Genomic DNA, 20863 nt, shown 5'->3' with positions numbered 1-20863 from the left:
TCGAATCAATCCTGGCTTCGAGCTCTGAGCACTCCGTTCCGGAAACTGCCGGCACGGTTTCGGATCCGTTCGGGGTCACGTGGCGCCGACGGAGTGGAGGGCAATGTGGTTCTGGCGCTGCCGGGTAGCAGGTTCTGCCCGTTCACCCGCTGAGGCAGTCCGTCGTCGGTGAATGTCGTCGCCGGCTTCTGCGAAACCTGTTGCGCCCGTTCCCAGCCGTTGTCGCTCAGCATCGTCCATTCCGAGGAGGGTTCCGGCACAGGGCGACGTGGTTCCGGTGCTTGGAATGATTCGGACTGGCGGGCGAGCCCCTGCCGGAAACCGCGAAGGCGATCCCTGGTCTCTTCCGGAGTGACGGTCCGCCCGCGGGGAAACATCGCGTCGCCCGCATCCCCGATACCACCTGAGATCAGACGCGCACCCTGGCGCCGTTGTGGCAGCCCGTTCTCGTCGTATTCTTCCGGTTCCAGGTTGAACACCGTGTCGACGATCTTCCAGTCGCTGTCGGCCACGGAGCTCCACGATTTCGCCGCGCCTGTGCCGGAACTTCCGTTCTGGCCTCGCCTGCCCGACTTGAACCAACCGGGCTCGAATTCAGGATCGGACTCCGGCGTCCAGCTGACGACCTGTTCGGTGGACTCCGGCAGGTCGTGATTCTCTGCGGCGTTCGCCCGCGGGCTGCGCTGGAAGAACGGGCTCGTGGTGAGCCCGTCGCCGGACCTCGGGGCTGTGCGCGCACGTCGCGGCCGGCTGGTGAGACCGATGTCGCGTACCGGACGGGTCTGCGGGCGAGGTTCGACGTCCTCACTCCGATGGGACAGCGGCGCGGACTCTTCGGCCAGTACAACGTCGTGCTCATCCGGAACGGATTCGATGTCGAGCAACTGCGTGGGTGGAACCGTGATCATCGCGCGGACCCCGGTGATGTCGGTTCCGGCGTGCAGGGTGATCGGCAGGCCGTGTTTGCCCGCAAGCCTGCCGACCACGAACAGGCCCAGCCGCTGGGCGCCGACGAGGTCGATCGAACCCACCGCGGACAACCGGGCGTTGGCCCCTGCCGCGACCTCGTCGGTCATCCCGATTCCGGAGTCCAGCACGGAAATCGACAGACTCCGGTCCTCGAGCATCCGGCAGGTCACCAGCACGCGGGTGTCGGGCGACGAGAACGCGGCCGCGTTCTCGAGCAGCTCGGCGAGCATCCGCCTCAGGTCGGCGGCCAGGCCGCCCTTGATCTTCACCGTCGGGTGCCGCCGCACCGAAACCCGCTTGTACTGCTCGATCTCGGAGATGGCTGCCTGCAGCACGTCGGACAACGAGGTGGGCTTCTGGTGAACCTGCCGCGTGTCTCCGCCGGAGAGCAGCAGCAGGTTGTCGTTGATCCGGCGCATCCGGGTGGCGAGGTGGTCGAGCTTGAAGAGGTTCTCCAGGTCGGCCGAGTCCGAGGTCTCGTTCTCCCACCGCTCGATGATGCTCAGCTGCCTGCCGACCAGGCTCTGGCAACGGCGGGACAGATTGGCCAGGACGTTGACGTTGCCCCGGCGGATGACCTGCTGGTCGTACGCCAGGTGGATCGCCTCGAGACGGAGCTGCTGCACCAGCCGGGCCACCTGCCCGATCTCGTCGTCCACGCGCGCGGCCATGGTCAACCGGGCGGGTGGATGATCGAGGTCCGCCTGGTCGAGGCCATCGTCCACAATGGACTGGGTCACGTCTCGCAGGGCCCGCGCCCTGCGGGCGATCCGGCGAATGACGATGAACGGAACGACGGCGGCGAGCAGAAGACCGCCAAGCAGCACCGCGGTGCGAATCCGGTTTTCCTCCGCCTGACTGACAGTCTGCTCGGCGAGGCCGCGGACTTCGTCACCCGTGGCCGCCGTGATGGCGTCCAGTTGCTTCAGCACCGTGTCCGAGAGGGTTCGCCAGTCCGCGAACGCAGGCAGCGCAACGCCTTGCGCCTGCCTGCTGACTTCGCCGGCGATCCGCAGCGCGTCGGTGTACGCCACGCTGCCACTGATCAACTCCACGGGCGTGGACGAAGCGCTGGAGGCGGTGACCTGGAGCCTGCGGAAAGCCGTCGTCGTCAGTACGACGTCAGAGGCGATGCTTTCGCCGATACCAGGCGTTCGGGGAGCCAGGAGCGCGAGAGCGGTGTCGGCTTGCAGCAAGGCGACCTGCTCACGTGCCGCCAGCAGGTGGGCGAAACCGGCGGGAGAGGACTCCGACGGAGTGGCCGCGGCCTCGTCGAGCCCGGCTTGGATCACATTCGTGTACCCGGCGCGCACCTGATCCGCGGTCACGTCACGCCCGTCGACCCGCGTCCGGAGTCGTGGGAGCTCTTCGAGCCTGCTCGACATGACCTGCCAAGGAGATGCCGAAGCCTTCAGCGCCGCGATCGCCTGGTCGGTGCTCTTCCTCGCATCGGGCAGTGCGGAAGCGCCGTTGTCGCGCCCGGAGGTGATGGCGGCGAGGCTTTCGATCCGTTCGTTCTCGAGCCGCTCCAGCACCTTCGACGCGGCCGACAGCGACGAGGCGACCTGAACTCCGCTTCGCGCGGCGGCTACCTCCCGCTCGGCATCGAGGTACACCGTGACCGACAGTCCGGCGATGGCCGCGTAGAGCAGCACAAAAACGGTCGCCAGCTTTCCCGCGACGCTCGGCCCCCGCTTGCCCACCGGCTCGGGATCCACCGCGGCAGAGTCCTGATGGACGTCCGTCGCACGCATGTCGCGCCATTCGCGACCGTGGTCGTCACCCATGTCACGCCAACTTCCGCAGGCCGGCCTGGATCCTGCTCAGCACCTCGCGAGTGGGCCGCCCGCTCGGACTGAGGAGCGGAGCGCGGTGCACCTTGAGCAGCCCGAGCTCGCAAGCGTCCTTGATGAGCACCTGCGCCACCCCGAGCGGGGCGTTGATCTGGGTGGCCACCTCGGCGACCGACTGCGGGACTCGGCACATCTTCCGAATCCGCCGATGCTCCTCGGTGATCCGTTCGTTCGTGCGCTCGTCCCCGGAGAACGCGGTCGAGGAGATCATGGTCTCGACCGCGAGCTCATCGGCGACCGATGCCCGCCCACCGGAGCGCACGTACGGCCGGACCACCGCCCAGTCGGGCTGCCGGGCATCGTCCTGTGTGGACGGACCGGTCTCGTCGACGCCCGCAGGAAGGACCTGGCAGGGATCACGCCGCGAGCGCATGTCGTGCGAGTGCCCGGGCCCCGAGGCGGGCAACCTGATCGGACGGCGCTTGCCGGTAGCGGGGCGGGGGCCTGCCGCCGGGGTTTCGGCGTCCTCGAACTGACTTCGGTCGGCGAAGTCGTGTTGCGCCCACAGCCCGTAGTCCGCCCAGCCGCCGAAGGGCGCCTTGCGGGGGCGCGGTGGTTCGTCCGATGGAAGCGAGGGCCCAGATGACATCACCATTGCTCCATTCGCCGCCGAGGTCGATGCCGCACCGGTGCGGTGCTAGCGGTGGGCTGTGCTGATTGGCCGGCCATCACACACCCGCTCGAGTCACTTTTGCGCCGAGCACAACGGTGATCACCCGCTTGTCCCCGAGGGTGAGCTGGACCGAGTCACCCGCCGGGCGGCTGCGCACCGCCGCCAGCAGTGCGTTGGCTCCGCCGATCAGTTCGTTGCCGAACCGCGTCACGACGTCACCGGTCCGAAGGCCGGCCGCGTCGGCCGGGCCACCGGGCAGGACTTCCTCGATCCGCACCGTGCCCGATGACGTGTCGCTCGCCGAGGCGCCCAGCACCGCCTGAGTGGACGTTCCACTTCGGACCAACTCGTCGGCGATGCGCTTGGCCTGGTCGATGGGTATCGCGAACCCGATGCCGATGCCGCTCGGCTCGGCCTTGGCGACCGTGCCCGCCGGAACAGGCGGCGTGTAGATCGCCGAGTTGATGCCCACGATCTCGCCTGCCAGGTTGACCAGCGGTCCACCGGAGTTGCCCGGGTTGAGTGCGGCATCGGTCTGGATCGCGCTCATCACCGTTTCGGCACCACCCGCGCTGCCCGCGCGCACCGGCCGCCTCAGCGCGCTCACGATTCCCGATGTCACAGTGCTGGTGAGGGCGAACGGCGCGCCGATCGCCAGAACCGTCTGCCCCACCCGGAGATCGTCCGACTTCGCGAAGCGGACCGGAACGAGTCCACTGAGGCCGCTGGCACGCACGACGGCGATGTCCGCGGCAGGGTCGCGGGCGACGATGGTCGCCGCCGCGGTCTGGCCGGTGGGGGTGGTCGCGGAGATCGTCCCCGCTCCCTTCACGGCCACCTCGACGACGTGGTTGTTGGTCAGGATCAGGCCGTCGGCGCCGATCACCATGCCGGATCCTTCGACCGAACTGCCTCCGGGCCCGGTGGCCCGGAGCACGATGACGCTCTCGCTGGCCGTGGCGGCGGCTGACTCGATCGTGCCGCCGGCAGGACCGTCCGGCGCGGCCGGCTGCGAGGTTTTGGGGCCCCAGAAGGGCAATTCCGCGGCGCCGACCGTGCGGGACACGAGCGCGTAGCCACCGATGCCACCGACGACGAGCCCGACCGCCAGGCAGGCCGCGGCGATCGCCTTCGTCTTGCGCCGGCTTCTCGGTACGACACGGTCGTCCTGATGTTGCGGCCGGGCAGGCAGTTCTACGAGGCTCGGCTTGCTCTCGACCGGCTTGCTCTCGGCCGACTTGCTCTCGGCCAGCTTGCTCTCGACCGGCCTGTTCTCGGCCGACTTGCTCTCGACCGGCTTGCTCTCGATCGGCTTGTTCTGAACGGTCACCGCGGGATCCGGTGCGGTCGGCGAAGTGCTCACGTCAGGCGAAGGCTGCGGGGCGTCTGCTGCACCGGGCGACTGCGTGGCACCGCTGTCCTTGCCCGGCTCAGAATTGCCAGGCTCGGCGGGTGCCGGCTGGCTGAAAAAACGGCCGCTCTCCGGAGATTCTGTCGCTGCACTCGCGTCGTTCGCGCCCATTGTCCCGTCCTAGCGTCCCCATACTCGGACCTTGCGACCGGCTGGTGCCCGTCCTCGCCTTCGCAGCTGAGACTTCTCCAGGCCTGCACCAAAGCCAAGCCTTCATGCACGATGGTGCAACCCGGTCATGTCCTGCCGTGCGGACCGGCTAGCGGGCACTTGCCGCTGTGGAAGCCAGGCCATTGACTACTGGCCAAGCAGTGTTATGAGGCACTCCGCCCGAGGCAAAGAAGAAAACCATGAAGAACATGTCTGTCCGTGGAACAGCGACGTTCGTGCTCATTGGAATTCTGGGACTGGCCTTCCTGCCCATCGCGGTCGCGGACACCGCCGGCAGGGAACAGGTAGTGGACGCCTCTCTTCCCTCCGGTCCGCTCACCGCCGCGGACCGCGAACTTCTCATGAAGGTGCGTCAGGCCGGGCTCTGGGAAGGCCCGATCAGCACGCAGATGGTCAACCGCACGACCAATCCCAAGGTCAAGGCTCCCGCTCAGCAACTCGCACATGAGCATCACGAGCTCGACGCATTGACTCTCAAGGTGGCTGCGGAACTGTCCATCGGCCTGCCGGATCAGGCCACGCCGCAGCAGCAGGGTTGGGTCTCGCAGATTCTCTCCGCGCCACCGGACCAGGCGGACTCGCTGTACGCGAATCTCGCACGCGCGGCGCACGGGTCCTCGTACATCACCGTCGCCAAGGTCCGGTCGAGCACGCAGAACGATGTCATCCGTGCCTACGCGCAAACAGCGATGGATTACACGGGCAGGCACATGCAGCTGCTGGAGAGCACCGGCCTCGTCGACTCGTCGTCGCTGCTCGTGCCCAACACCGGCCCGGCAGCCGCGACGAGCGAGAACACGCTGTCGACCGGCGCCGTCATCCTCGGTATCGCCATCGCGGGCCTGGTCTCGGTCGGCACGCTGGGGATGGTGCGGGTGACCGGCTCCTACAGCAACAAACCCCAGAGCAATCGGCCGCAGAACGCCTAGTCCACAAGAGCGGGAGAGTTACCGTGAGCATCGCCGGTTACCTGGCCCAGATTCCCAATGTAACCAACGATCACGATCTCGGTGTGCGTGCCATCGCCGCATTCTCAGCACGCCTCACCTACGTCTTCATGATGTTGACCGTGTGCTGGGGAATTCTCACCGCGACCGGCTGGGTCCGCCGACTGACCGGCCACCAGGCGTTGCGCGGCGGACACATGATTCTCGCGTCGTTCACCTTGGCGACGGGGGTGATCCACGGGGTGTCGTTCCAATTCCTCGACGGCACGGTCCTCACGTGGCCTCAGACGGTGCTGCCGTTCGTGGACAACGGCCTCATCCGGCACGGATTCGGCATCGTGAGCCTGGAACTCATGCTGGCGATCGCTCTCACCGCGGGTATGCACCGGTTCTTCCGCTACATCAACTGGCTGAGGTTCCACCAGCTCGCCTACGCCGCGGTCGCGTTGGGGGCGATTCACTCCTGGCTGGGCGCCTACGCCAACGGGCACGTCGCGGTGGTGTGGATCGCCGGAATCACCGCGGCGGCTCCGGCCATCACCTTGTGCGTGCTGCGAGTTCTGCCGCCACAGGTGTTCGTCCTCGTGGGGTTGCTGGACGCCGAGTCCACTGTGGTGCAGAAGAAGAAGATCGGCAAGAACACGGCGCTCGAGCTGAGCGTGGACAACGTCCGTTGCCATCGCTACGGCTTTTGCCACGCGGAAGCCCCTGCCGTCTTCCAGCTTCTCGAGGACGGCAGGCTGCAGTACAAGCAGCACCCCGAGGTGCTGCACAACCAGGACGTGCGGTCGGCCGTCCGGGCGTGCCCGACGCAGGCGATCCAGATGGTCGCTGATCAACGCCAGGCTCGGGCGACGCAGACCCGGAAGGCCGAACTGTGAGCGCGGGCGAGCGGGTCGTCATCGTCGGGGCCGGGCTGGCCGGGCTGCGTGCCGCAGAACGGTTGCGGGAGCTCAACTTCGACGGCGAGATCGTGCTCATCGGGTCGGAAGAGCACAAGCCCTACCACCGGCCCGCCCTGTCGAAGCAGTTCCTGCAGGGCGCGATGACCCAGGCCGACTTGGAGATCTCGACCTACGACAGCCTCGACGTCATCTGGCGGCTGGGCACCACGGTGACCCACCTGCAGCCACGCCGCCGGATCGTGCACCTTCCCGGCGCGGAAGAGATGCGCTACGACGGATTGATCATCGCAACCGGCGTGGACCCGCGGCGGCTCAGCGACGGGCAACACGGGCACCCTCGCGTCGTCAGCATGCGCCGGGTCTCCGATTCCGTTGCACTGCAACGCAATCTCGCCAGCAACAAGGGTCCGGTGGTCGTCATCGGGTCGGGCTTCACCGGGTGCGAGATCGCCTCGACGCTCGTCTCGCTGAACCGCGAGGTCATTCTGGTCGTGCGCGGCAAGACCTTGATGGGCAAGGTTCTCGGGCCCGAACTGGCCGGGGAGATCACCGAGCTGCACCGGGAGAACGGCGTCGAGCTTGCACTGGGCGCGACGGTCACCAAGTGGGCACTGGGCGGCTCCTCGGTCGGCGTCAGACTGTCCAACGGAGATGCCATCGCCGCGTGCTGCGTCGTGGTCGCGGTGGGCAGCGTGCCGTCGGTCACCTGGCTGCGGGGCAGCGGCATTCCGATCCGGGACGGTGTCGTCTGCGGCCCGACGTGCCACGTGGAAGGTGTCGAGGACGTGGTGGCGGCCGGCGACGTCGCGCAGTGGCCCAACCTCCGGTACGACACCGAGGCTCGCCGCGTCGAGCACTGGATCAACGCGACCGAGATGGGGCGCGTCGCCGCGCAGAACCTGCTCGCCGGGCGCGCCACCGCGGTGCCGTTCATGCCGATCCCCCGGTTCTGGTCCGAGCAACACGGGAGCCGGATCCAGGCGGCGGGCATGCCGGTACTGGGAACCGAGCGGCGGACGCTGGGTGCGGACTCGGGTCCAGGTCGTTCGGTGACCGGGTACTTCCGCGACGGTCAGCTCATGGGAGTGGCCGGACTCAACAGCCCCTCCGCCTTCCTCCACTACGCGGAAAGCCTCAACGCACAGGACCCAGAGACCTATCACGATGTCGACTCCCGCCCCAGCAACGTCAGGCAGGCGCTCAAGGTTGTCGGCCGTTGAGAAATATCCGGCCGAACACAAAAGAAGATTGAGAGGAAGGGTCATGCAGCTGAAAAAGATGCTGGTGACTGCGGGCGCCGCTCTCGGCGCACTCGCGGTCGTCGGAGTGAGTCAAGCGAACGACAGTCCCGCCGGCACCCAGGCGGCGCGGATCATCCAGGCTCCACAACCGCTTGCCGCCGGTTCTCCCGGACCCCATGCGCAGCAGATCTCGGATGCGGCTCAGGGGAACAGGCAGTCAGCGGAGGCCGGCAACGCCGTCACGATCGCGGCCGACGGTGTGTCCGGGTCCGGCACGACGAAGTCCGGGACGGTGAAGGTCAACTACACCATCGTCGACGGCGTGCTCCGCCTCTTCAGCACCGATGGGTCTGCGGGAACGGATGCGGACAGCAAGGCCGACCAGAAGGGCCAGCAGGTGCTGGTCTGCTCCAACGAGCCGCAGCAGGCAGGTCAGGCTCAGCAACCGGACAAGGCCGTAGTACAGATCAAGTTGACCGGCTGGGCGGTGCAGCAGAACGCGGGCACCGGCCAGGCTGCCTCGGCCGGAACGACCGCGCTGATCGCGCAGCCGAACGGTGACGTGTCGCTCAACTGCACGCCGAGCTAGCAACTGCTCGCTGAGTAACCGGCAGCGGACGACGCCGAGACGATGTGAGTTCTGCGGTGTCGTCACGCGGGCCCGGTTACTACCGAAAAGCCGGTGACGTCGGCGCTTGCGAAGAGGACTCGTCACCACAAATCTGGATCTACGGGAACGGACCCAAGGCGGTGTACTGATGAGTGTCGTTGTCCTTACGTCAGCGAATGTTGCCGAAGTGCTGACCGGCGAATCCATCGTCCTGATCGACTTCCGGGCCAGCCATTGCGGCGCCTGCGACGCTTTCGATCACATCTACGACGACGCCGCCAAGAGTTACCAGGACATCGTGTTCGCCAAGGTCGACATCGAGGACGAGCCGGAACTCGCGGACGACTTCGACATCAACTCGGTGCCCACGCTGGTGGTGATCCGGGACAAGGAATGGATTTACTCGCACGTCGGGACGGTCACCGATGTCGAGATGGAGAGCCTGGTCCAGCAAGTGCGGGAAGGCTGACCGCTCGAGACCGAGTGTGGTCGCGGCGGCGCGGTGCGGTGCGCCTGGAACGTGGGCGGCACCGCGCGGGTGCCGCCGAGCGACGTCTGTCAGTCAGTCAGGCCGGGGCTTGTGATGGCCCGTTGTTCATCCCGCGTCTGCCAGCACGATCTGACCTGCGGGCGTGAGTTCAGCCGGCCGCAGTTCCCCGCGCGATCCCGGCCGTTCGGGCCGGATGAGGCCGCGGTGAGCCAGCAGGTGCGCGGTGAACTGGTCACCACAGGAGACGCCGTCGATGAACAGATCCGGCTCCTGGCTGTGGGAGATCGTGGCGCGTCCGGCTTGGACGGCACGAAGCATCGCCAATTCCCGGCCCGAAAGCAGGACCGTCGCAGTTCCCGGAATTTGGGCAATGGCTGCGCTCATGGCTGGCACCTTCCGACTGGGAATGGGCGCGATCATGCAGAAGATGGCAGACTTTCCGCTGTTCGAACGCGATGGCCATCACCTTCACACGCTAGGCAGAGGGGAATAGCCGGTCAATTCGCACCCCGGCTTCCTGCCCGATGAGCGTGATCGAATGGGACGATCGTGCATTCCCGCTTCAGCGTCGGAAGAGACCACGGCTACCGGCAGAGATCGCCCTTCTGCCACTTCTTCTGCGAGTAGAGGTCGGGGCGGGCGGGCGCCATCAGCGAATACGCGGCCGGGCAGGCCTTGTCCGTGTACTCGACGGCGAAGTGCCACCACTATGGTCGAACCCATGCCAGTGCACGAGGAGTTGCTCGAGCGGTTTCTCGCCGTCGACACGACCGCCATCTGCGACGCGGACAAGTCCACGCGAGTCCTGCACAGCGCGATCCGCCCGCGGTCCGCGAACCCGCGGATCTTCGGGCCCGCGTTCACCGTCCGCTGCCGGGACGACTTCCTCGCCGTGCTCAGGGCCGTCGAGTCCGCCGAGCCGGGCGCCGTGATCGTGGTGGACGGCGGAGCCCGCGAGATCGCTCTCGGCGGGGAGCTGTTCGCGCGCGGGGCCCTGGTGCGGTCCCTCGGCGGCATCGTCGTGGACGGCGGCTACCGGGACATGTCCTACGTGTCCGGCTGCCCGCTACCCGTCTACAGCCGGTTCGTCACGCCGCTCGCCGGCACCGCGTCGAAGCTCGGAGAACTGCAGGTTCCAGTGACGTGCGGCGGAGTCACCGTCAACCCGGGCGACCTGGTCCTCGCCGACGACGAAGGCCTCGTCGTCGTCGACCCCGGCCGGGCCGGCGCGCTCCTGGACGCCGCGCTGGCCGTCAAGAACGCCGAGCAGCGGGTGATCGGGCAACTCGACGGCGGAGCCACCCTCAGCGACGCCTTCAACATCGCCGCCCACGTCGACGCCGTCGGCCGCGGTGAACAATCAGCCCTCGCTCCCCGGTAACCCTTGACCTCCAGTTAAGTGGAGCTCATAGCGTCCGCACACATGTTCGCGATCAGGCAGTACGAGTTCGGTCCGGCGGAACGGCTGCTCTTCGAAGAGGTGCCCGACCCGGAACCGGCGGTGGGCCAGGTGCGCGTCACCGTCGCCGCCGCAGGCGTCCACCTCGTCGACACGACGATCCGCAAGGGCGGGTTCGGCCCGGTCGGCTTCCCGATGACGCCGGGCCGTGAGGTCGCCGGTGTCGTCACCGCGCTCGGCGACGACGTCTCGCCCGACTGGCTCGGACGCCGGGTCGTCGCGCACCTCGGGCAGGCCAACGGCGGCTACGCGGAGCAGGCCGTCGCCAACGTGACCGCGTTGCACGCGTTGACGGACGACGTGTCGTTCGAGGCGGCGGTGGCGATGATCGGCACCGGGCGAACGGTGGTCGGTGTGCTCGGCGCGGCCAAGCTCACCAAGGACGACGTGGTGCTGGTGACGTCCGCGGCGGGTGGCATGGGCGCGCTCTTCGTGCAGGAGGCGCGCAACGTGGGGGCGCAGGTCGTCGGGCTGGCCAGTGGGGAGAAGCTCGACCACGTCATGGACAACGGGGCAGATGCCGCCATCGACTACACCCTGCCGGGGTGGGCGGACGGGATCAAGGACATGACCGTGGTGCTCGACGGCGTCGGGGGCGAGGTCGGTGAGACCGCACTGAGAACGCTCGGCGCCGGCGGGCGGCAGATCATCTACGGCTGGTCCTCCGGGACCATGACGAAGATCAGCACGGAAGCGTTGTTCGCCAACAGCCTCACCGCCACTGTCGCACTCGGGCCGGGGTTGATGCGGCGCGGTCTGCGCGTCCTCGAGGACGAGTCGATGGCGGGGCTCGCGAGCGGGCGGTTCGTGCCGCTGGTCAACCCGGCGTTCGCGCTCAAAGACGCCACGAAGGCGCACGAGGCGCTGGAATCCCGCGCCACGGTGGGAAAAGTCGTGCTCAAGCCGTGACGAGCAGAAGGGCCGCTTCCGGTGCGGAAGCGGCCCTTCTCCCCTCGGTCACGCCTGGACCGGTACCTCGACGAACTTCTTGCCCGCGAAGTTCTCGACGACCACGGACTTGACGTCCTTGGGGTCGACGAGTGCGGAGCCGTCCAGGTTCGTGCCCTCGGTGGCGCCCTTCTTGGACACCACCCAGGAACCCGCCTCCTGGCGGCTGCCGTCCTTCGACACGACGAAGATCCGGCACTTCTCCCCTTCGGGGATGCCGTTGATCGACATGTTCGTGCGCACCCAGCCCGCGGCGGGGACGACCTTGACGGTCATCGACGCCTTGGTCACCGGGTCGGTGAAGGTCGCGAGTTTGGTACCGGCCGGGTCCGGTGCCACCGTCGGCGTGGGAGTGGCCACGACCGCGTCCGGCGACGTGGCCTTGCCGACGAAGACTCCGGCGCCCAGCACCACCGCGGCCACCACGGCCGCCGCGGCACCAAGAGCGAACTGACGACGGCGCACGACGCCGCCCCGTTCGGAACGCACCTGGCGCAAGGTGCGCTGCAACAACAAATCTCCGCCTTCCGGCGGTCCGTCGAGCATGGCCTCCGGCGGTACTTCGCCGAGGTAGGCCTCCATCGCACGGAGATCCTCGAGTTCACGCGTGCAGTCCTGGCAGGACGCCAAATGTTCGTCCACGGAGCGCACCTCCTGCTCGTCCAGTGCTCCTAGAACGTAGGCACCGAGCAGCTGCGGGTCGTGCTGCGTGGTCATCCGGCCACCCCCTTCAGTGCGACCTGTTGACCGACGAACGTCTCCCTCAGGGCTCGCAACGCGTAATACGATCTTGATTTAACCGTGCCCGGTGGTACCCCGAGCGCCTCTGCCGCCTCCGTCACACTGCGACCGCGGAAGTAGATCTCCATCAGCACGTCGCGGTGGTCCGAGGACAACTGGTCCAGTGCCTCCAGCACCACCACCGAGTCGACCACCTGGTCAGCGTGGTCGCGCTCGATCGGAGGCGTCGCCGGAGACTCGGCCACTTCCTGCGGACGCGCGGCTTTGGCGCGCACCCGGTCCGTGACGATGTTGCGTGCCACGGTCAACAGCCAACCGCGCACCGATCCCTTGCCGTTCACGAGGGCGTCGGGGTGGCGCCACGCACGAACCAGGGTCTCCTGGACCACGTCCTCGGCAGCGGCCCGATCGCCGGTCAACCGCGTCGCGTACGCCAGCAGCGCCCGACCGTGCTCCTCGTAGAGCGATCGGATCAGTGCCTCGTCGGCCGCGGTCTCCCGTTTGCGGGAGAACAAAGCCGCCATCCACCCACTCCTCCCCGCCCGCGAACTCTCGTGCGGGCGTCCTGTTCAAGACCTCAGCCAACACACGAGCGGACCGGGGCTTCGGTTCAACGAGATTTCAACGAAAGAATCGGGGCATGTTAGCGGGAGCGGTTGAGGTGCCCGACCAACTCGGTCATCAAGACCTCCGGCATGACGTTGATGAACATCGCGTGGTCGGTCGCCGGGTCGCGCAGCTCCTCGGGGAAGCTGTCGATCGCGAAGGGACGGCCGGCCGGGATGTCGTAGCCGATGGTGACACGCAGCCGCGGAATCGGGAACGTCTTCGCCGGACAGCCGCCACTTGCCAGCGGGAAGACCACGTGGGTGCGGTGTGACGCGCTGTCGGTGTTGCTGCCGTCCCAGCAACTGGCGAACTCGTAGCCGCGCAACGTCGTCGCGTTCCCGCAGAGCGGGTACTTCGTCGTGTAGCGGCCCGGCCGGTCCGCACAACCCCACTGGGCCCTGACCTTCTCGCCGTAGCCGTTCGTGAACGCCATCGGATCGCCGGTGATCAGGCGCAGGAACCGCGGCATCGGCAGCACGGCGCTCACCGGGTTGCCCTCGTACCGGATCTCCACGCTCTTCGGCCGGAGCACCTCACCGGTGTTGCCGTGCAGACCGCCGCCGTCGGCGTGCGCGTCGTGGCCCGCGCCGTCGGTCAGGCGCAGCACCGGCCAGTAGTAGCTGGAGAGGTCGTTCTTCTCGCACGTGCTGGGCGCGGCCGCGAGAGAGGCGTTGGTCGACATGGCGTCGGCCGACTTGTTGCCCACGTACTCGTGCGTGTGATGCGCCCCGAACGGGATGCCCGGCGAGACCACGGGGTTGTCCGCGTTGAGGTGCCGGTCGGCGTTGGTGCCGCAGTCGATGAGGACGCTGGGCGTCTCGGGCTCGTTCAGCACCTGGTCGAGGTCGCTCACGTACTGGTCCGCGTTCGACGTTCCGCGGCACATCACGGCGACGGAGGCCACCAGCGCGAGTACCGCGACCGCCGCCACTGCGAGGGTCTTCGGTCTGCTCAGGGCCACGCACACAGCTTGCCAAGCGGAGGTGATCAGGGACAGGCCACCGTCTCAGTTCGGTTGATTATCTGACCCAAAGGGGCAATTTTGCGGCACGAAGTTCACCTGAAAGGCACTATCACGGCGACTCTTCGCGCCGCTGGACGAGTTTCGTGTAGGAACCGCGCAGGTGCTCCTCGGCCGCCTGCCCGGCCCGCTCGACGTCGCCGGAGCGCAGGATCGCCGCCAGGTTCGCGTGCTCCGGCACGACGATGTCCTGGTAGGTGGCGTCCCCGACGATCCGCGCGAGCAGGAACAGGTGGATCTGGCTGCGGATCGCCTGCCAGGCCTCGATCAGCCGCCTATGCCCCGTCGCCGCGTACACGGCGTCGTGGAACTGCATGTCCAGCGCGACCCGTTCGGCGTCCGTGCGCGCGTGCCGCATTTCGCCGACCACCGAGTCAATGGTGTCAAACGACTTGCCTCTCGCCGCAGCCGTTCGCATCGCGAGAACGTCCAGCGCCGTCCTCAACGTGAACAGCTCGTCGACGTCCTCCGGCGCGAGCGAGCGCACCCACGTGCCGCGGTGCCACTCGGACACGACGAGCCCCTCGCCCTCCAGCACCACCAGTCCCTCACGCACGGAACCGCGGCTGACGGCGAGCTGAGCTGCGAGTTCGACTTCCTTCAGAGCGGTACCGGCGGGTAGTTCACCGCTGAGGATCGCGTCCCTGATCCGGTCAGCGGCCTCACCCGCGACGCCCTTGCGAGCGACGGGCCGAACCGGCGGGGTGGACATGTCCGAATGTTGACATTCCCGTAACGGCAGGGTCAAATTCGTCCGTCGAGTGGAAGGAACGTCGTCACATGACAGCCATTCAACCGACCATCCCCCGCTTCCACCTGGCAGTGCCCGTCACTGATCTGGCGCAGGCGCGCGCGTTCTACGGAGGCGTGCTGGGGTGTCCGGAGGGCCGCTCGAGCGACCGCTGGATCGACTGGAACCTGTACGGCCACCAGTTCGTGACGCACCTCGTGGAGGGCCCGCGGCCCGAGGACGTGCACAACCCCGTCGACGGCCACGACGTGCCGGTGCCGCACTTCGGCGTGCTGCTCACCGTAGAGGCGTTCCTGTTGCTCGCGGACAAGCTGCAGGCGGCGGGTACCGAGTTCGTGATCGCGCCCTACCGCAGGTTCGCCGGGGAGCCCGGCGAGCAGTGGACGATGTTCTTCCGCGACCCTTCGGGCAACGCCATCGAGGTCAAGGCGTTCGCCGACGACTCGCAGGTCTTCGCTACCTAGAACTTAGGTCTGAACGCTCAAAAGGCCCGGGCTGCTCTCCTGAAGCGGCCCGGACCTCCTGCTCTGTTCACTGGCCCGCGGTCACCAGCGGCTGGCGATCGTGGTTCACGACGCTGACCCCGGCCACGTCCTCGGCCCGCACCATCGCGGACCCGGCCAGCGTCACCTCACCGGCGTGGGCTCGCCAGGAGCCGGCGGTGAAGCTTCGTCCGTCCTTCGTGTGCACGACCAGCCAGCAGGCTTCCCCGTCCTGCACGCCGTCGACGGTCGCGACGAGCCGCAGTCCGCCCTCGGTGTCGGTGACCTGCACGGCCATGTGCGCCCCAGCGGCCGAAGTACCCTGCAGGACCTCGCCGGCCTGCCCCATTCCCTGGCCCAGCCAGACGCCCCCGGCGAGCACGGCGGCGACCAGGAAAGTCGATGTCAGGGCCGTGGTGCGCCCTCGGCGACGCACGGCCGCGCGTCTCTCGGAGCGGACCGTGCCCAGCGTGCGCTGCAGCAGGTGGTCCGCGTCCGGCGGAGGGCCGTCGAACGCGGCCTCCGGTGGCAGTTCTTCTTCCATCAGCATGTGTCGATCTCGTTCAACTCGTTGGTGTCCAGGAAGTTCGGTGCCATGCGCTGGCGGACGCGGCAATGGACACGGTTTACGCGGAACGACTCACTCATTTCTCCTTCTCCAGTCCCGCGCAGTTGCGGCGACCGACACCTTCAAAACGAGCCCAAGAGGGAGTTGGTTCAACTCAGATACAGGTACGTTGCGCAGCCCACACAAGACGGTTGACCTGGGCCATCAGCGGCTCCTAGGGTCTCGTATATGATGTATGACCGGACGGAAGCGCCTCCCGCGTCCCGAACGGACTTTGTTCTGGAATCGATCAAAGAAGCGATTCTCAACGGAAAACTGAAGCCCGGTCAGGCGCTCGTGGAAACAGATCTCGCCGCCGCGCTCAACGTCTCGAAGACTCCGGTGCGCGAGGCGCTCAAGACGCTTGCCGGATCGGGGCTCGTCGTGATGAGCCCGTACAAAGGTGCCGCGGTCCGCACGGTCGACGCCGGGATGGCCGCCTCCGTCTACGACGTGCGGATGCTTATGGAGCCCGAGGCGCTGCGGCGCTCGGTCCTGCTCGGGGCCTCGTTCGACGAGGCCGCGCTCGCGCTGGAGGACGTCGGCGACCTGGCCCGGCGCTCGCTCGCCAACCGCCGCTTCCACCGGGCGCTCTACGCCGGATGCGGCAACCCGTTGATGATCCAGATCCTGGACGGCCTGCGCGACCAGGCCGCACTGATCACCGTCGCGGGCTGGGGCATCTGCCCCACCTGGGACGACGAGGCCGCCGAGCACCGCGCGATCCTCGCCGCCGCCGTGCAGGGCAAGGTCGACCTCGCCTTCGAGCTCCTCCGCCGCCACATCCAGACGTTCGCCGACCGAGTAGTCGAGGAGTTTCCCGATGGCGTTCGATGACCTCTCCGAGCGGCTCGCCTCCGTCGTGGCGATCACCGTCACGCCGTTCGACGCGGACGGCGGGATCGACGAGAAGAACTACGCCGCGATCGTGGACCGGATGGTCGAGGGCGGCGTCTCGGTCGTCACGCCCAACGGCAACACCAGCGAGTTCTACACGCTGTCCGCCGCGGAGACCGAGCGGGCGCTGCAGATCACGGTGGACGCCGTCGGCGACCGGGCCGCGATCGTCGCCGGCGTCGGGCACGATCTCCACAGCGCGATCGATGCCGCGAAGTTCGCTGATCGGGCCGGCGCTCAGGGCATCATGATCCACCAGCCGGTGCACCCGTACGTGTCGCTGGACGGCTGGGTCGGCTACCACCGAGCAATCGCCGCCTCGGTGCCCGAGTTGAGCGTGATCCTGTACGTGCGGAACCCGCGGATCGGCGGCGCGCAGATCGCGGCCCTGGCGGACGCGTGCCCGAACGTCGTCGGCGTGAAGTACGCGGTGCCGGACCCGGTCCGGTTCGCCTCCGTCGCCCGTGATGCCGGGCTCGACCGGCTGACCTGGGTCGCGGGGCTCGCCGAACTGTCCGCGCCCGGCTACTTCGCCGTCGGGGCAACGGGTTTCACCTCGGGGCTGGCGAACGTCGCGCCGCAGCTGTCGGTGCAGATGTTCAACGCCCTGAAGGCCGGCGAGTTCGGTGCGGCGATGGAGTTCTGGGAGTTCATCCGGAGGTTCGAGGAGCTGCGGGCCGCGAACGAGTCGGCGAACAACGTGTCCGTGGTGAAGGAAGCCTTGGCACAGCTGGGGTTGTGCCGCCGGGACGTGCGCCCGCCTGCCAGCGTTCTGAGTGAGGCCGACAGGTCGGCGGTGGGTGTGCTGCTCAACTCGTGGAGCCTGCTGTGAAGCTCCGGAGCGCCGAGTGGTTCGAAGGCGAAGGGCTGCGGGCGTTCTCGCACAACGCCCGCATGCGCCAGCTAGGACTGAACCCGTCCGAGCACCTCGGCAAGCCCGTGATCGCGATCCTGAACACGTGGAGCGGCATCAACCCGTGCCACATGCACCTGCGCGAGCGGGCCAAGCAGGTCGAGCGCGGTGTCTGGGAAGCAGGCGGCTATCCGCTGGAGTTCCCCGTTTCCACGTTGTCGGAGACCTATCAGAAGCCGACGCCTATGCTGTACCGCAACATGCTGTCGATGGAGACGGAGGAGATCCTCCGCTCGTACCCGGTCGACGGCGCGGTGCTGATGGGTGGCTGTGACAAGACCACACCGGCGTTGCTGATGGGCGCGGCTTCGGCAGGTCTGCCCGCGGTGTTCGTGCCCGCCGGGCCGATGCTGCGCGGCAACTGGCGCGGCCAGAAGCTCGCGTCCGGCACCGACATGTGGCGGTTCTGGGACGAGAAGCGCGCCGGGACGATCAGCGACGCGGACTGGTCGGAGATCCAGTCCGGGCTGGCCCGTTCCCCCGGCACGTGCATGACGATGGGCACGGCCTCCACGATGACCGCCGCCGCCGAGGCGCTGGGCCTCACGTTGCCTGGCGCGTCGTCGATTCCGGCCGTCGACTCGGCGCACCACCGGATGGCGGCCGCGTCCGGCATGCGGGTCGTCGAGATGGTCCGGGAAGGCTTGACCATCAACGATGTGCTGTCGCCGGAGGCCTACGAGGACGCGATCCGGACCGTGCTGGCGTTGGGCGGCTCGACGAACTCGTACATCCACCTGATCGCGATGGCCGGCCGTTCGCAGATCCCGTTGTCGCTGGACGACTTCGACCGGCTCTCACGGGAAGTCCCCGTGCTGGCCTCGGTCCAGCCCGCCGGCAAACACCTGATGGAGGACTTCTACTACGCGGGCGGGCTGCGCGGGTTGTTGTCCCAGCTGCGGGATTCGTTGCACCTGAAGCGGATCACGGTCACCGGGCGGACGTTCGGCGAGGACCTCGAAGGCGCCGAGGTGTACGACGCAGCGGTGATCCGGGCGGTGGACGACCCGATCTCGCCCGAGGGCGGGCTGGCGGTGCTGCGCGGCAACCTGGCGCCGGACGGCGCGGTGATCAAGTACGTGGCGGCCGATCAGGCGTTGTGGCAGCACACCGGGCCCGCCGTGGTCTTCCACGGTTACAAGGACCTGCAGGCGCGCATCAACTCACCTTCGCTGGAGGTCACGAAGGATTCGGTGATCGTGCTGGCCGGCGGGGGTCCGAAGGGCGGGCCCGGCATGCCGGAGTACGGGATGCTGCCGATCCCGGACAAGCTGCTGCGGGAAGGCGTCCGCGACATGGTGCGCGTGTCGGACGCGCGCATGAGCGGAACTTCTTACGGCGCATGCGTTCTGCACGTCGCACCGGAAGCCCACGTCGGCGGGCCGCTGGCGTTGGTGCGCGACGGCGACCTCGTGACGCTGGACGTCGAGGCACGGGTGCTGCGCGTCGAGATCTCCGACGAGGAGATGGCGCGGCGCAAGACCGCGTGGACCGCGCCACCGCCGAAGTTCGAACGCGGGTACGGCGCCCTCTACTACGAGCACATCACGCAGGCGAACGAAGGCTGCGACTTCGAGTTCCTGTCACGGCCGGGCACGAACCCGGAGCCCAACGCCCACTAGTCCGAGTAGGTCCTGACTGATCAGTGGCCGTAGGCGACCAGGGATCGGTGACGGGCCGGCCGTTGGCGCGGTTGTGCCCGATCGCGGCGGTCAGAGCGAGCACGTCCTCCCGGCTGTCCGCTCATGCGGCGTGGAGTGGGTTTCACGTGGTCTTCGCTGGGGGTCGATGAAGGCGGGCGGCCGGAACATGGGCACTCCGCCGATCATCTGGACTTGCCAGTCGGAGTGGTGGAGCAGGTCGTGGTGTCTGCGGCACAGGAGCACGAGGTTTTTGGCGTTGGTCTCGCCTCCCTCGGCCCATGACTTGATGTGGTGTGCTTCGCAGTGACTGGGTGGTCTGGTGCAGCCGGGATGCGCGCAGCCTCTGTCTCTGGCGACGAGGATGCGGCGTAGTCCGGCGTTGATGGCCCGGGTCTTCCGGCCAACGTCGTGGATCTGGGAGCGGGAGCCGAGCAGCATCGGGATGACGCCGGCGTCGCAGGCGATCTTGCGGACCTGCCGCATCGGGAGGCGTTTGCCGTTGTCCAACCGGGCGGCGCCGATGCCTTTGCGGAGTTCGTCGTAGTTGACCGTGACGGTGAGCTGGACGCGTTCGCCGCCGTGGCAGTGCTTGCGGAAGCCGGGGTGCCGTTCGGCGCGCAGGGCGAGGTCGACGACGTCACAGAACGCGTCACCTTCCCGTTCCGGCGCGAACCGCAGATCCTCGGGTTCGGGTTTGGCCAGCGGGTCGATCAACGCGTCCAGCTTCGCGCCGGTCTCCGCATCGAGATCGGCGAACAACTGGTACCGGCCGCCCTGCCACTTGCGCCGCAGCACGTTGCGTGGCTGCACCGGTTCGGGTTCGGCGGGCTCGGGCCCGTCCTGGTCGAGCCGGTAGGCCAGCTCCTTGCAGAACGCTTTGGCGGAGCGGGGTTCGTGCTGCCGCGCGTACTCCACGACATGGGTCTCCGCCGCCGCGGGCAACCCCGCCATGGCTTCGGCAAGCACGTCGACATGGTCTTCAGACAACTCGCCCGCCGCCATCGCAGCCGCAACACCCGGTAGTGCTGGCTCGATTGTCGAACCGGTGGGTGTAACCGTGGGGCAGAGCGCTTGGGCTTGCTTGAGCTTGCGGCGGGTGGTCTTCGGATCCCAGCGAAGCACGTGCTTGAAGACTTCGACGAGATCCTTGTACCCCAACGTTTCCGCCGCACCCTGCTGTTCGAGCGCGCCGACGATAGTCAACACCTGGTGCTGGAGTTGTTGCAGCGCACGGACTTTCCGCTTGAGCTCGTCGAGGAGCTCAAGCGGGGAAGCAAGCCCCAACGCTGATGTGGTCATGCGTCCATTGTGGCATGAACACGTGTTCGAATTCTATTGCACGATCGGGTGAAACCCCAGGTCAGACGGCATATGGCACCGTGCGCACCGTTCTCTCTAGACAACGCAACACGCACCTATGAACCACGCACGCACCAGACGCCAACGCACGCCACGGGACCACGCCCCGCAACCACCTACGCAAGCCGACCACAGAAATTCGGTCCGGCACACGCCCGACGAAGGAGGGCATGTGCCGGGTCGGCGAAAGGCGAAGCCGTGCCGCCCCAACGCAACCGCCACC

Annotated in this window: 21 protein-coding genes; 11 read left to right on the top strand and 10 right to left on the bottom strand. The window is 67.7% G+C overall.

The genetic code is table 11. The annotated features are described in order from the left end of the window. Window positions 1-5: 5 nt before the first annotated feature. From ACIA8G_RS29265 to ACIA8G_RS29255, 3 genes are all read right to left on the bottom strand, one after another. On the bottom strand, window positions 6-2756 hold the full coding sequence (locus ACIA8G_RS29265; RefSeq protein ID WP_396421904.1) for a nitrate- and nitrite sensing domain-containing protein: 2751 nt from the start codon (window positions 2754-2756) through the stop codon (window positions 6-8). 1 nt (window position 2757) lies between these two features. Continuing rightward, on the bottom strand, window positions 2758-3411 hold the full coding sequence (locus ACIA8G_RS29260) for a DUF742 domain-containing protein (protein ID WP_396421903.1): 654 nt from the start codon (window positions 3409-3411) through the stop codon (window positions 2758-2760). Window positions 3412-3490: 79 nt separating this feature from the next. Further along, window positions 3491-4798 (bottom strand): S1C family serine protease, encoded by a 1308-nt coding sequence (locus ACIA8G_RS29255; protein ID WP_396421902.1) that lies wholly within the window; start codon window positions 4796-4798, stop codon window positions 3491-3493. A gap of 407 nt (window positions 4799-5205) precedes the next feature. Between ACIA8G_RS29255 and ACIA8G_RS29250 the strand changes: the two genes are divergently transcribed. From ACIA8G_RS29250 to ACIA8G_RS29230, 5 genes are all read left to right on the top strand, one after another. Beyond that, window positions 5206-5946, top strand: coding sequence for a DUF4142 domain-containing protein (locus tag ACIA8G_RS29250; protein ID WP_396421901.1), 741 nt, complete (start codon window positions 5206-5208; stop codon window positions 5944-5946). A 23-nt stretch (window positions 5947-5969) separates the two neighbouring features. Beyond that, the gene (locus tag ACIA8G_RS29245) at window positions 5970-6845 is read left to right on the top strand and encodes a 4Fe-4S domain-containing protein (RefSeq protein WP_396421900.1); all 876 of its coding nucleotides are present in this window, start codon (window positions 5970-5972) and stop codon (window positions 6843-6845) included. Then, entirely contained in the window at window positions 6842-8089 is a 1248-nt protein-coding gene (locus tag ACIA8G_RS29240; RefSeq protein WP_396421899.1) for an NAD(P)/FAD-dependent oxidoreductase, read from the top strand. Before ACIA8G_RS29245 ends, ACIA8G_RS29240 begins: the two co-directional genes overlap by 4 nt. Before the next feature lie 43 nt (window positions 8090-8132). Next, the gene (locus tag ACIA8G_RS29235) at window positions 8133-8699 is read left to right on the top strand and encodes a hypothetical protein (protein WP_396421898.1); all 567 of its coding nucleotides are present in this window, start codon (window positions 8133-8135) and stop codon (window positions 8697-8699) included. Window positions 8700-8868: 169 nt separating this feature from the next. Next, window positions 8869-9189, top strand: coding sequence for a thioredoxin family protein (locus ACIA8G_RS29230; RefSeq protein ID WP_396421897.1), 321 nt, complete (start codon window positions 8869-8871; stop codon window positions 9187-9189). A 126-nt stretch (window positions 9190-9315) separates the two neighbouring features. Here ACIA8G_RS29230 and ACIA8G_RS29225 read toward each other — a convergent pair whose 3' ends face one another. Beyond that, on the bottom strand, window positions 9316-9594 hold the full coding sequence (locus ACIA8G_RS29225) for a hypothetical protein (protein WP_396421896.1): 279 nt from the start codon (window positions 9592-9594) through the stop codon (window positions 9316-9318). Between the two features lie 337 nt (window positions 9595-9931). Between ACIA8G_RS29225 and ACIA8G_RS29220 the strand changes: the two genes are divergently transcribed. After that, entirely contained in the window at window positions 9932-10591 is a 660-nt protein-coding gene (locus ACIA8G_RS29220) for an RraA family protein (protein ID WP_396421895.1), read from the top strand. A 42-nt stretch (window positions 10592-10633) separates the two neighbouring features. Further along, complete coding sequence (locus ACIA8G_RS29215; RefSeq protein ID WP_396421894.1) at window positions 10634-11578, top strand: zinc-binding dehydrogenase; 945 nt, start codon at window positions 10634-10636, stop codon at window positions 11576-11578. 48 nt (window positions 11579-11626) lie between these two features. Here the strand turns inward: ACIA8G_RS29215 and ACIA8G_RS29210 are convergent, their stop codons facing one another. The 4 genes from ACIA8G_RS29210 to ACIA8G_RS29195 form a co-directional block, all read right to left on the bottom strand. Continuing rightward, the gene (locus tag ACIA8G_RS29210) at window positions 11627-12334 is read right to left on the bottom strand and encodes an anti-sigma factor family protein (RefSeq protein ID WP_396421893.1); all 708 of its coding nucleotides are present in this window, start codon (window positions 12332-12334) and stop codon (window positions 11627-11629) included. After that, on the bottom strand, window positions 12331-12882 hold the full coding sequence (locus ACIA8G_RS29205) for a sigma-70 family RNA polymerase sigma factor (RefSeq protein ID WP_396421892.1): 552 nt from the start codon (window positions 12880-12882) through the stop codon (window positions 12331-12333). The genes ACIA8G_RS29210 and ACIA8G_RS29205 overlap by 4 nt, the downstream gene beginning before the upstream one ends. 119 nt (window positions 12883-13001) lie before the next feature. Next, complete coding sequence (locus ACIA8G_RS29200) at window positions 13002-13928, bottom strand: DUF1996 domain-containing protein (RefSeq protein ID WP_396421891.1); 927 nt, start codon at window positions 13926-13928, stop codon at window positions 13002-13004. Between the two features lie 112 nt (window positions 13929-14040). Then, a complete protein-coding gene (locus tag ACIA8G_RS29195) occupies window positions 14041-14700 on the bottom strand; it encodes a GntR family transcriptional regulator (protein ID WP_396421890.1) in 660 nt (219 codons plus the stop codon). A 68-nt stretch (window positions 14701-14768) separates the two neighbouring features. On the opposite strand from ACIA8G_RS29195, the gene ACIA8G_RS29190 reads away from it, so the two are divergent. After that, window positions 14769-15203 carry a VOC family protein gene (locus tag ACIA8G_RS29190; RefSeq protein WP_396421889.1) on the top strand — a complete coding sequence of 145 codons (435 nt, stop codon included), beginning with the start codon at window positions 14769-14771 and terminating at the stop codon, window positions 15201-15203. Between the two features lie 67 nt (window positions 15204-15270). On the opposite strand, the gene ACIA8G_RS29185 is transcribed toward ACIA8G_RS29190, so the two are convergent. After that, the gene (locus ACIA8G_RS29185; RefSeq protein WP_396421888.1) at window positions 15271-15771 is read right to left on the bottom strand and encodes an anti-sigma factor; all 501 of its coding nucleotides are present in this window, start codon (window positions 15769-15771) and stop codon (window positions 15271-15273) included. 249 nt (window positions 15772-16020) lie between these two features. On the opposite strand from ACIA8G_RS29185, the gene ACIA8G_RS29180 reads away from it, so the two are divergent. The 3 genes from ACIA8G_RS29180 to araD are packed head-to-tail and all read left to right on the top strand — an operon-like array spanning window position 16021 to window position 19260. Continuing rightward, window positions 16021-16665 carry a GntR family transcriptional regulator gene (locus tag ACIA8G_RS29180; protein ID WP_396422344.1) on the top strand — a complete coding sequence of 215 codons (645 nt, stop codon included), beginning with the start codon at window positions 16021-16023 and terminating at the stop codon, window positions 16663-16665. After that, a complete protein-coding gene (locus ACIA8G_RS29175; RefSeq protein ID WP_396421887.1) occupies window positions 16652-17557 on the top strand; it encodes a dihydrodipicolinate synthase family protein in 906 nt (301 codons plus the stop codon). Before ACIA8G_RS29180 ends, ACIA8G_RS29175 begins: the two co-directional genes overlap by 14 nt. Further along, window positions 17542-19260, top strand: a complete 1719-nt coding sequence (gene araD, locus ACIA8G_RS29170; protein WP_396421886.1) for an L-arabinonate dehydratase — start codon at window positions 17542-17544, stop codon at window positions 19258-19260. The genes ACIA8G_RS29175 and araD overlap by 16 nt, the downstream gene beginning before the upstream one ends. A 90-nt stretch (window positions 19261-19350) precedes the next feature. Here araD and ACIA8G_RS29165 read toward each other — a convergent pair whose 3' ends face one another. Then, entirely contained in the window at window positions 19351-20580 is a 1230-nt protein-coding gene (locus tag ACIA8G_RS29165; protein ID WP_396421885.1) for a DUF222 domain-containing protein, read from the bottom strand. Window positions 20581-20863 lie beyond the last annotated feature (283 nt).

The organism is Lentzea sp. NPDC051213 (assembly GCF_044455585.1).
Taxonomy (GTDB): Bacteria; Actinomycetota; Actinomycetes; order Mycobacteriales; family Pseudonocardiaceae; genus Lentzea.
This window is presented reverse-complemented; position numbering and strand designations above follow the sequence as displayed.